Raw genomic sequence first — 11,575 nt, 5'->3', positions numbered from 1 at the left:
TCACGGGGGTGCGGGCCACCGGCCTCTTCGCTGGGTGCTACTTGCTGCCGTACTTCTTGCTCATCATCGTGTAGATCTGCTCCGCGCCCTTGCCGAGTCGCGGGCCGGCCAGCCAGCCGTGCGTGACCGGGCCGATCGAGGTGTTGGACACCAGCGCCAGCTGCCCGCCCGGCTGCTTGGCGAACCAGCCGCCGCCCGAGGAACCGCCGGTCATGGTGCAGCCGATGCGGTGCATCGTGGGCGTGGTCGGGCTGATGGACAGCCGGTTCGGGCGGTCGACGCACTTGTGCATGATGAAGCCGTTGTACGGCGGCCCCGCCGGGTAGCCCCAGGCGCCCATCGCACTGATCCGCCGGGTGTCCGGGGCGTTGAAGTTGACCGCGATCGAGGCGCCGACGGTCTCCTCCAGGGACTTGCCGCCGTTCTCCGGCTTCACGTGCAGGACCGCGTAGTCGTACGGCGCGCCGTTGCCGCCCGTCGGGCCGCCGTCGCGGATCCACTCGCCGGAGGTCGACACCCAGTCCGCCCAGTAGGCGCCGTACGGAGCCTCTTCCTGCGGGGGTGCTGCCCTCAGCGCGGCAGGTGACTTCGCGTGGTTGTTGTACGCGGGGACGAAGACGATGTTGCGGTACCAGCCGCCCGCACCGCCCGCGTGCACGCAATGCCCGGCCGTCCAGACGAGGTTGGACTTCCCGGGGTTGTTCACGTCCTTGATCACGGTGCCGGAGCAGACCATGTGACCCTTGGGCGAGTCGAAGAAGATCTTGCCGACCGGGGCGCCGTGCTTGGTGTACGGGGTCTTCTCGCGGGCCGCCTGGACCGGGCGGGGCTCCGGGTCGGAGACTCCCTGGCCGCTGGAGAGGTCACCGGCCGTCATCGTCTTCGCGGGGTCCTTGGCGGTCTGCATCCGCTCCGGCTTCCACAATCCGGCGATGACCGGGTTGACGAAGTCCTTGGCCTCGCGCAGCCACTTGTCCTTGTCCCAGTTCTTCCACTCGCCGTTCTTCCATTTCTCCGGGTCGACGCCGTGCTCCTTGAGCTTGTCGGCGAGGTCCTTGGGAAGCGCGACGTCGCCGTTGCCCTGGCCGTCGGCGGGAGTGGAGGCGGCCGGGGCCTTGTCGACGGCGTTGCCACCGGACTTGTCCTCGGTCGGGCCACAGGCCGTGGCCGTCAGCACGAGGGCCGCGGCGAGGCCGGTGACGGCCAGCAGCGGACGTATGGATCGCATGGAAACGTTCCCCCTGGGTACTTTCGGTCGAACTTTCAGTTATGTCATGAGCGCGTCATGAAGAAGCGCAGTGCGGAACGTAGCAGAGGGCCCCCGGGACACGTCCCGGGGGCCCTCTGCTGCCGTTGCTACTTCGTGCCGGCCTTGTCGTAGATGGCCTTCGCCTCGGGGCCGAGTCGCGGGCCGGCCAGCCAGCCGGCCGTCACCGGGCCGATCGAGGTGTTGGACACCAGTGCGGGCTTGCCGTCCTGGCCCTGTGCGACCCAGCCACCGCCGGACGAACCGCCGGTCATGGTGCAGCCGATGCGGTACATGGTCGGCTGCGCGGGCTTCACGGAGAGCCGCCCGGGCTTGTCGGTGCACTGGAACATGCGCTCGCCGTCGAACGGCGGGGCCGCCGGGTAGCCGGTCGCCCGCATGTTCGCGATCTTCGGAACGGCCGGGGCGTCGAACGCGACCGGGAGTGCGGAACCGACCGTCTCCTCCAGGGACTTGCCGGCCCCGCCCTCGGGCGTCACGCTCAGCACCGCGAAGTCGTACGGGGCGCCGTCGCCGCCGGTCGGGCCGCCCTGCGAGATCCACTGGTCGGAGGTGAGCGCGCTCTTGGCCCACCACACGCCGTAGGGCGCGACCTGCTTGCGCGGCGTGCTCTTGCTCACTGCCTTGGCCTGGTCGTTGTACGACGGGACGAAGGCGATGTTGCGGTACCAGCCGCCCTTCGCGCCCGCGTGCACGCAGTGGCCCGCGGTCCACACCAGGTTGGACTTGCCCGGGTGCGCCGGGTCCTTCACAACCGTGGCGGAACAGGCCATCGAGCCCTCGGGGCCGTCGAACAGGAGCCGGCCGGACTCCGTGGCGCTGGAGTGGTACGGAGCCTTGACGGCCTTCGCCGGCAGACGCGCGGGAGTCGGGTCCGTGACACCCTTGTCGCCCGAAATGTCATTGTCGACGGGCTGCTTCGGGGGCTTCTCCGCGTCCTTCATGCGATCCGGGTCCCACAGCCCCGCGATGATCGGGTTGATGAAGTCCTGGGCCTCGCGGAGCCACTGCTCCTTGTCCCAGTTCTTCCACTCGCCGTTCTTCCACTTGTCCAGGTCGACCCCGTGCTCCTTGAGCCGGTCCTTGAGATCGTCCGGAATCGTGATCTTGTCGTCGGCGGAGCCGCCGGGTGCGCCCGCCGAGTTGGTGACCTGCGAGCCGGGCGTGCCGGCAGCGCCGTCCTCGGTGGGGCCACAGGCGGTCGCGGTCAGGGCGAGTGCGGCGGTGAGGCCGACGACGGAGAGCAGGGGTGCGCTTCTGCGACGTGCGCTCCTCCTACGGGGTGCGGTGCAGGCCGGGCGGATGGGTCGCATGTCTTGTTCCCCCTGGGACTTCGGACGTGTCGGGCAAGGCGGGTGGAGCCGGTGAAGCAGACGGAGCCTGCTCGGCCCCGCTGCTCGGCCCCACTGCGGCGGAGCCGGTTCGGCCCCACTATGCCGGTGACGATGGGGACGGTGAACGGCAGGGGCGTGGTTCCGTCGCCGGAAGGATCTTCTGATTGCCCGTGATCCCTCGGGTTCACAGTCGTTGGTACGTACGAGGGACATCGGGACGCCGTTCAGCCCTGCGGGGCCATGCGCGCGAATCCGTACGTACGTACACCTGGGGGAGGACCAGCAGTCGTGGCCGTGACCGAACCTGCTCCGGCGGTGGTGCCCGCCGACCGGGCGACCGTTGCCCATGAAGGCATCCTGCGGCGGCAGTCGCTGCGCGAGTCCGCGGCCCGCACCTATGCACGGTCGCTGCCCATCGTTCCCGTACGGGCGCGCGGGCTGACGATCGAGGGGGCGGACGGGCGGCGCTACCTGGACTGCCTCTCCGGGGCGGGCACGCTCGCGCTCGGACACAACCATCCGGTGGTTCTCGAAGCGATCAAGAAGGTCATCGACTCGGGGGCCCCGCTGCACGTCCTGGACCTGGCCACGCCGGTCAAGGATGCCTTCACCACCGAACTGTTCGAGACGCTCCCGGGGCCGCTGGCCGACAACGCCCGGGTGCAGTTCTGCGGCCCGGCAGGGACGGACGCGGTCGAGGCCGCGCTGAAACTGGTCCGCACCGCCACGGGACGCAGCGGACTGCTGGCGTTCACCGGGGCGTACCACGGGATGACCGCGGGAGCGCTCGACGTCTCGGGCGGGGCGCCGGACGTACGAGTGACCCGGCTGCCCTATCCGTACGACTACCGCTGTCCGTTCGGGACCGGCGGGGAGCGTGGCGCCGATCTGTCCGCCCGCTGGACCGCGAACCTGCTGGACGACCCCAAGGGCGGGGTGCCGCAGCCCGCCGGGATGATCCTCGAAGCGGTGCAGGGGGAGGGCGGCGTCATCCCCGCGCCCGACGGCTGGCTGCGGCGGATGCGGGAGATCACCGCGGCGCGGTCGATCCCGCTGATCGTCGACGAGGTGCAGACCGGGGTCGGCAGGACCGGCACGTTCTGGGCGGTCGAGCACAGCGGGACGGTGCCCGACGTCATGGTCATGTCCAAGGCCATCGGCGGCAGCCTCCCGCTGGCCGTGATCGTCTACCGGGCGGACCTCGACGCCTGGGAGCCCGGGGCGCACGCCGGTACGTTCCGCGGCAATCAGCTCGCCATGGCGGCGGGCGCGGCCACCATGGCGTACGTACGGAAGAACGGACTCGCGGAGCGCGCCGGGGAGCTCGGGGCGCGCATGCTCGGGCAGCTGCGGCAACTGGCCGCCGAGCACCCGGTCATCGGCGACGTCCGGGGCCGCGGCCTGATGATCGGGGTCGAGCTGGTGGACCCGGAGCGGGCGGCGGGTACGGGCGGCTTCGGCCCGGACGCGGGACCCGGCGAGGGCAGAGCCCGCGACGGCGGGCCGGGCGACGGTCCTGCGCCCGCGTCGCCGGCGCTCGCCGCGGCCGTGCAACGGGAGTGTCTGCGGCGGGGGCTCATCGTCGAAGTCGGCGGGCGGCACGCCGCGGTCGTGCGCCTGCTGCCTCCGCTCACCCTCACCGACGAGCAGGCCGTCGCGGTCCTGGACCGGTTCGCCGACGCGCTCGCCGCCGCCGAACGGTCGCCGTACGGACAGGAGCAGCGCGGCCAGGAGCCGCACCGCCGGGAACCGATGAAGACGTCGTACTGACAGTCGTCCGGCATCGGCCGATCCGACACCGGCCGATGCCGGAACAACCTCACAAGGAAGCCCTCCGTGAACCCCACACCCGCACCCGACACGTACGAGGACACCGCAGTCGAGGCGACCACCGCATCGACGGCAGGGACGACCGACGTGACGAGCGACGTGACCGAAGCGACGACCGACGTGACGAGTGACGTGACGTCCGACGTGACCGAGCCGGTGACGGTGCCCCGGCAGAAGTCCAAGGCGCACGGCGCACAGCACGTCCCCCCGCCGGGTGTGCTGCGTGCCCAGCCGGACCTTCTCAACCACCCCGACCCGCAGACGGCGGCGGACGCGGCGGCCGTCGAGAACCTGCTGCGCTGCTGGGTACGGGAGAACGGCGTGCCCCGGCCCCAGGGACGCACCCTGCGGATCCCGCTCGACAGCAGCGGCACCTCCTTCCTCGTCCCCGTCCGCTACTGGTCCGCGGCCGGCTGGCACCGCTTCGGCATGCCGGTGCTGGCCTGCGGGCCCCGGCACGCCCCGCCCGCGGACGCGGTCACCGTCGCGGCCCTCCTCGGCCGTGAATCGGGCGGCGGCTCCGACCTCCCCGACCGAGCAACCGCCGCAGCAGGTCCGGGCGTTGCCGCCGCCGGTGCGGACGCTGCCGAAGCCGGCGAGCCCGCTTCCGCAGCAGGCCCGGGCACTGCCGAAGCCGGTACGGGCACGGACCTGGTCGCCCGTGTCGCCGATTCGGTGCGCCGCACCGCCGAGTTCATCGCCGCACGCCGCATCAACCCCGAACCGGCCGACGGCGCCGACCTCTTCCTCACCGCCGAACAGTCCCTCCTGCTCGGCCACCCGATGCACCCCACCCCCAAGAGCAGGGAAGGACTCTCCGAGGCCGAGGCCCGCCGCTACTCGCCGGAACTGAGGGGCTCCTTCCCCCTGCACTGGATGGCCGTCGACCGGTCCGTGCTTGCCGGGGAATCCGCCTGGACCGAGCGCGGACGCACGCTCCGGGCGGAGCAGGTCGTCTCCCGCATGGCCGGTGGACTGCGGCTTCCCGAGGGCACGGAGGCACTTCCCCTCCACCCCTGGCAGGCGCGCGAGTTGGCCCTGCGGCCCGCCGTCGCCGCCCTCATCGACGACGGCCTCCTGCACGACCTCGGCCCGTACGGCGAGCCCTGGTTCCCCACGTCCTCCGTACGCACCGTGCACCGGCCGGGCGCGGCGGCCATGCTGAAACTCTCCCTCGGCGTACGCATCACCAACTCCCGCCGCGAGAACCTCCGCAAGGAACTCCACCGCGGCGTCGAGGTCCAGCGCCTGTTGCGCGGCGGCCTCGCCGAGGAATGGCACGCCGTCCACCCGGACTTCGACATCGTCCGCGACCCGGCCTGGCTCGCCGTGGACGCGCCGGACGGAACACCGGTCCCCGGCCTCGACGTCATCCTGCGGCACAACCCCTTCGGACCCGACGACGACGCCGTCTGCATCGCGGGCCTCACCGCGCCCCGCCCCTGGCCGGGGCGGGCCGGCATGTACTCCCGCCTCGCGGAGTGCGTGGCCGGGCTCGCCGCCCGTACCGGCCGGCCCGCCGGAGCCGTCGCCGCAGAGTGGTTCCTGCGCTACCTCGACCAGGTCGTACGACCGGTGCTCTGGCTCGACGGGCAGGCCGGCATTGCGCTGGAGGCCCACCAGCAGAACACCCTGGTCCTCCTCGACCGCGACGGCTGGCCCGTCGGTGGCCGCTACCGCGACAACCAGGGCTACTACTTCCGCGAGTCGCACCGCGAAGCCCTCGAAGCCCGCCTCCCCGGCATCGGCGCCCGCAGCGACACCTTCGTCGCCGACGCCGTCACCGACGAACGGTTCGCCTACTACCTCGCCATCAACAACATCCTCGGTCTCATCGGGGCGTTCGGTGCCCAGCGTCTCGCCGACGAGCGCGTCCTGATCGCCGCCCTGCGCCAATTCCTCGGCAAGACCACCGACCTGGGGTCGGCGCTCCCCGCCCAGCTCCTGGAAACCCCCACCCTGCGCTGCAAGGCCAATCTGCTGACCAGGCTGCACGGGCTGGACGAGCTGGTGGGCCCCGTCGACACCCAGTCCGTCTACGTCACCATCGCCAACCCCCTCCGCCCCTGAACGCTCCCTCCGCTCCCGCGCGAAAGATCCGCCCCCTGCACCCACCCCGTCCGCCCCGCTGACAGGAGAGCACCGAGATGCCTCCCACCGATACGAGCCCCGACACCGGAGCCGGCCCGACCCCCCGTACGAGACCGGGCAACGAGGAGACCCTGGACCTCCGGCTGCCCGACGAGTTCCTCGCGCTGTTCGCCGAGCAGGACGCCGCCCCTGTCCCTCCCGAGACAGACGCACTGCCGTCTCCAGCCACCCCGGACCTCCTCGACTCGGTTGCCGACTGGGGGCCTGCCGACACCCCCGCCGGTGAATTCCGGCTCCTGCCCGTACGCCCCGCCCGCGATCTGCCCCTGCTCGCCCGGTGGATGAACGACCCTGCCGTCGCCGCGTTCTGGGAACTGGCGGGTGCCGACGACGTCACGGCCGCCCACCTGCGCACCCAACTCGACGGCGACGGACGCAGCGTCCCCTGCCTGGGCATCCTCGACGGCACCCCCATGAGCTACTGGGAGATCTACCGCGCCGATCTCGACCCGCTGGCCCGTCACTACCCGGCCCGCCCGCACGACACCGGCATCCACCTCCTCATCGGCGGTGTCGCCGACCGAGGCCGAGGCCTCGGCACCACCCTTCTGAGGGCCGTCTCGGACCTCGTCCTCACCCACCGCCCCACTTGCTCCCGGGTCGTCGCCGAACCGGACCTGCGCAACGCTCCCTCCGTCTCCGCCTTCCTGGGAGCGGGCTTCTGCCTCTCCGCCGAAATCGACCTTCCCCGCAAACGGGCCGCGCTGATGATGCGCGACCGTGCCCACTGCCGCCAGCTGCAACGATGACTTGTCGCATCAGCCACAACGACGATCTGCTGCTTCAAATACACCGCTCGTCCCGCATTGGTTCCCTCCCGAGGAGTCACCGTGTCGAAGCCAGCCTCCGCCCACACGTCAGTCCCCGCTCCCGCCCGGTCGCGGCCCGCGGCCCAGGCAGAATCGCAGCGGCCGTCCCCGGACCCCGCCCCGCCGGTCCTGTTCGCTCCCCCCGAACTGACCGCCGCCGGATGGGACCGGGTCTCCCGCCGGCTGCTCGCCAAGACGCTCGCCGAGTTCGCTTACGAAGAGATCATCGAACCGGTCCCGGCCGCCGCCCCGGTCCCGGCCACCGCCCCGGTCCCGGCCACCGCCCCGGCGCCGACCGTCGACGGGGCGACGAGCGGGGCGACCAGCGGCGCCAGGCGCAGGGGTACCCCCTCCGCCCCGTACACACTCCGCCTCGACAACGGCGAAATACTGTCCTTCCGCGCTCGCCGCGGCTCCTACGGCAGCTGGCAGGTCGACCCGGACACCATCGGAATCCGGCACCCCGACGACCACAGCGGCAGCCGTCCCTTCCACGATCCGGTGCGGTTCCTCGCCCTCGCCAGGCGTCTGCTGGCCCTGGACGGCGCGACCCTCGGCCACCTCGTCCGCGAGCTCACCGCCACCCTCGCCGCCGACGCCAGGCTCGACCACACCGCCCTGCCGGCCGCCCGCCTCGCCGACCTCGGGTACGCCGAGCTCGAAGGCCACCAGACGGGCCACCCCTGGCTCGTCCTCAACAAGGGCCGCGTCGGCTTCTCCGCACAGGACGCCGCCACCTGGGCGCCCGAGGCCCGCATGGCCACCAGACTTCCGTGGATCGCGGTCGCCACCACCCTCGCCCGCTACCAGGGAGTCCCCTCGCTGGCCGACCCCGAGCAGTTGTACGCGCGTGAGCTCGACGCCCCCACGCGCGCGAGCTTCGACGCCGCCCTGCGGGCGCGCGGGCTCGACCCGGCCTCGTACCTCTACCTGCCCGTGCACCCCTGGCAGTGGGACGAGTCGATCCTGCCGCTCTTCGCTTCCGTGATCGCCCGCGGTGAGATCGTCCCGCTGCCCGCCGACGGCGACCTGCGGCTGCCCCAGCAGTCCATCCGTACGTTCCTCAACGTCAGCCGCCCCGACCGGCACACGGTCAAGCTGCCGCTGTCCGTGCTGAACACCCTCGTCTGGCGCGGCCTGCCCACCGAGCGCACCGTGGCCGCCCCTGCCGTCACCGCCTGGGTCCAGGGGCTGCACGCGGCCGACCCCTTCCTCAAAGAGGAGTGCCGTGTCGTGCTGCTCGGCGAGGTCGCCTCGGTGGCCGTCGAGCACCCCGTCTACGACCACCTCCCCGAGGCCCCGTACCAGTACAAGGAACTGCTCGGCGCGATCTGGCGCGAACCCCTCGCCAGCCGCCTCGACCCCGGCGAACGTGCCCGCACCCTGGCGGCCCTGCTGCACACCGACCCGCAGGGGCGGGCCTTCACCGCGGAGCTGGTCGAACGCTCCGGCACGGACCCGGCAACCTGGCTGCGCCGTCTCTTCGCCGCGCTGCTGCCCCCGCTGCTGCACTTCCTGTACCGGTACGGAACGGTGTTCTCCCCGCACGGAGAGAATGCCATCGTCGTCTTCGACGAGCACGACGTACCGGTCCGCCTGGCGATCAAGGACTTCGTCGACGACGTCAACGTCAGCGCGGATCCGCTGCCCGAGCATGCCGGCATGTCCGACGACGTACGCAGGACCCTGCTCACCGAACCCCCTTCCTTCCTGCCCCAGTTCATCCAGTCCGGGCTGTTCATCGGGGTGTTCCGCTACCTCGCGCCGCTGTGCGAGGGGCAAATGGGCGTCCCCGAGAGCGAGTTCTGGTCACTCGTACGGGCTGAAATCCTCCGGTACCACGCGCGCTTCCCGGAACTGAAGGAGCGCTTCGAGACGTTCGACCTGCTGACGCCCCGGCTGGAACGCCTCTGCCTCAACCGCAACCGCCTGCACACCGACGGCTACCGCGACCGCCCGCACCGCCCGCACGCCGCAGTGCACGGCACCGTGGCCAACCCACTGCACCGGCCGTGACACCGGTCGTGGCCCCGGCGGCGACCCCGGCGCGGGCGGTGATCCGGGCCGTGGAACCGGCTCCGGCAGCCGCAGCGAACCCGGCTGTGACCGCCGTTGTCAGTGGTGCGTCGTAGGGTGGTCGGGCTATGACGAAGCCCTCACTCCCCGAGCTCCTCCACGCCGCCGTCGCCTCCGTCGGCGGCGTGGAACGGCCAGGCCAGGTCACCATGGCCCAGGCCGTCGCCGACGCGGTCGACGACAATTCCCACCTGCTCGTCCAGGCGGGCACCGGCACCGGAAAGTCCCTCGGCTATCTGGTGCCGGCCCTCGCACACGGCGAGCGCGTCGTGGTCGCCACGGCGACGCTGGCCCTCCAGCGCCAGCTCGTCGAGCGCGACCTGCCGCGCACGGTGGAGGCGCTGAAGCCGCTGCTGCGCCGCACCCCGCAGTTCGCCATGCTCAAGGGCAGGTCGAACTACCTCTGCCTGCACCGCCTCCACGAAGGCGCGCCGCAGGACGAGGAGGAAGGCCTCTTCAACCAGTTCGAGCAGCTCGACGCCACCTCGCCCACCAGCAAGCTGGGCAAGGACCTGCTGCGGATGCGCGACTGGGCAGACGAGACCGAGACCGGCGACCGCGACGACCTCACCCCCGGTGTCTCCGACAAGGCGTGGGCGCAGGTCTCCGTCTCCTCGCGCGAGTGCCTGGGCGCGAGCAAATGTGCGTACGGTGCGGAGTGCTTCGCGGAGGCGGCGCGCGAGCGCGCGAAGCTCGCCGACGTCGTGGTGACCAACCACGCCCTGCTCGCCATCGACGCCATCGAGGGCGCCCCCGTCCTGCCGCAGCACGAAGTGCTGATCGTCGACGAGGCGCACGAGCTGGTCTCCCGGGTCACCGGGGTCGCCACCGGCGAGCTCACCCCCGGCCAGGTCAACCGGGCCGTCCGCCGCGCCGCGAAGATCGTCAACGAGAAGGCGGCCGACGCCCTCCAGTCCGCCTCGGAGACCTTCGAGCGGCTGATGGAGCTGGCCCTGCCCGGCCGCCTGGAGGAAATTCCGGAGGACCTCGGGTACGCACTGATGGCGCTGCGCGACGCCTCGCGCACGGTGATCTCCGCCATCGGCTCCACCCGCGACAAATCCGTCACCGACGAGGACGCTGTCCGCAAGCAGGCCCTGGCCGCCATCGAGAACGTCCACTCCGTGGCCGAGCGCATCGCCAACGGCTCCGAGTACGACGTCGTCTGGTTCGAGCGCCACGACCGCTACGGAGCCTCCCTGCGGGTCGCCCCGCTCTCGGTCTCCGGTCTGCTGCGCGAGAAACTCTTCACCGAGCGCTCCGTCGTCCTCACCTCCGCCACCCTCAAGCTCGGCGGTGACTTCAACGGGGTCGGTGCCTCGCTCGGCCTGGCCCCGGAGGGCACGCAGGGCGAGGACATGCCGGTGTGGAAGGGCCTCGACGTCGGCTCGCCCTTCGACTACCCCCGACAGGGGATTCTGTACGTCGCCAAGCACCTGGCCCGCCCCACCCGGGACGCCGGACGCGAGGACATGCTCGACGAACTCGCCGAGCTGGTCGAGGCCGCCGGCGGGCGCACGCTGGGTCTCTTCTCGTCGATGAAGGCGGCCCAGACGGCGGCGGAATCGATGCGCGGCAGGCTCGACATGCCGGTCCTGCTCCAGGGCGAGGACACCCTCGGCGAGCTGATCAAGAACTTCGCCGCCGATCCGCGGACCTGCCTCTTCGGCACGCTCTCCCTGTGGCAGGGCGTCGACGTGCCTGGCCCGAGCTGCCAGCTCGTCGTGATGGACAAGATCCCGTTCCCACGCCCCGACGACCCGCTGATGAGCGCCCGCCAGAAGGCGGTCGAGGAGAACGGCGGCAACGGCTTCATGGCCGTCGCCGCGACGCACGCCGCCCTGCTGATGGCCCAGGGCTCCGGCCGCCTCGTCCGCGCGACGGGTGACAAGGGCGTTGTGGCGGTCCTGGACCAGCGACTGGCCACGGCCCGCTACGGCAGCTATCTCAAGGCCTCGATGCCCGACTTCTGGTACACCACCGACCGCAATCAGGTGCGCCGCTCGCTCGCTGCGATCGATGCCGCGGCCAAGGCCGCAGAGGCCGCCGAGAAGTAACTCCGCAGCCTTCGAGGAGCGGCTCCGGCACCGGTTTCGTGCGTGTAGGGC

At 71.7% G+C, this 11,575-nt stretch carries 7 protein-coding genes; 5 read left to right on the top strand and 2 right to left on the bottom strand.

Going from position 1 to position 11,575, the window contains the following annotated elements; translation table 11 throughout:
• Positions 1-37: 37 nt before the first annotated feature.
• Together ACWGIG_RS31000 and ACWGIG_RS30995 are read right to left on the bottom strand one after the other, a co-directional pair.
• Entirely contained in the window at positions 38-1,228 is a 1,191-nt protein-coding gene (locus ACWGIG_RS31000; RefSeq protein WP_453325004.1) for a trypsin-like serine peptidase, read from the bottom strand.
• A 128-nt stretch (positions 1,229-1,356) separates the two neighbouring features.
• The gene (locus ACWGIG_RS30995) at positions 1,357-2,580 is read right to left on the bottom strand and encodes a trypsin-like serine peptidase (RefSeq protein ID WP_453325003.1); all 1,224 of its coding nucleotides are present in this window, start codon (positions 2,578-2,580) and stop codon (positions 1,357-1,359) included.
• Positions 2,581-2,889: 309 nt separating this feature from the next.
• Here ACWGIG_RS30995 and ACWGIG_RS30990 point away from each other — a divergent pair, with 309 nt between their 5' ends.
• The 5 genes from ACWGIG_RS30990 to ACWGIG_RS30970 all read left to right on the top strand — a co-directional run bounded on the left by ACWGIG_RS30990 (position 2,890) and on the right by ACWGIG_RS30970 (position 11,524).
• Positions 2,890-4,371 carry a diaminobutyrate--2-oxoglutarate transaminase family protein gene (locus ACWGIG_RS30990; protein WP_453325002.1) on the top strand — a complete coding sequence of 494 codons (1,482 nt, stop codon included), beginning with the start codon at positions 2,890-2,892 and terminating at the stop codon, positions 4,369-4,371.
• A 66-nt stretch (positions 4,372-4,437) separates the two neighbouring features.
• Positions 4,438-6,501: an IucA/IucC family protein gene (locus ACWGIG_RS30985; protein WP_453325001.1), complete on the top strand. Its 2,064-nt coding sequence runs from the start codon at positions 4,438-4,440 to the stop codon at positions 6,499-6,501.
• A 77-nt stretch (positions 6,502-6,578) separates the two neighbouring features.
• On the top strand, positions 6,579-7,331 hold the full coding sequence (locus tag ACWGIG_RS30980; RefSeq protein WP_453325000.1) for a GNAT family N-acetyltransferase: 753 nt from the start codon (positions 6,579-6,581) through the stop codon (positions 7,329-7,331).
• Positions 7,332-7,412: 81 nt separating this feature from the next.
• The gene (locus tag ACWGIG_RS30975; RefSeq protein ID WP_453324999.1) at positions 7,413-9,407 is read left to right on the top strand and encodes an IucA/IucC family protein; all 1,995 of its coding nucleotides are present in this window, start codon (positions 7,413-7,415) and stop codon (positions 9,405-9,407) included.
• Positions 9,408-9,535: 128 nt separating this feature from the next.
• Positions 9,536-11,524: an ATP-dependent DNA helicase gene (locus tag ACWGIG_RS30970; RefSeq protein WP_453324998.1), complete on the top strand. Its 1,989-nt coding sequence runs from the start codon at positions 9,536-9,538 to the stop codon at positions 11,522-11,524.
• Positions 11,525-11,575 lie beyond the last annotated feature (51 nt).

It is taken from the genome of Streptomyces sp. NPDC054863 (assembly GCF_053610825.1).
The sequence above is the reverse complement of the archived record's forward strand: the minus strand, read 5'-3'. Positions and strand labels throughout refer to the sequence as shown.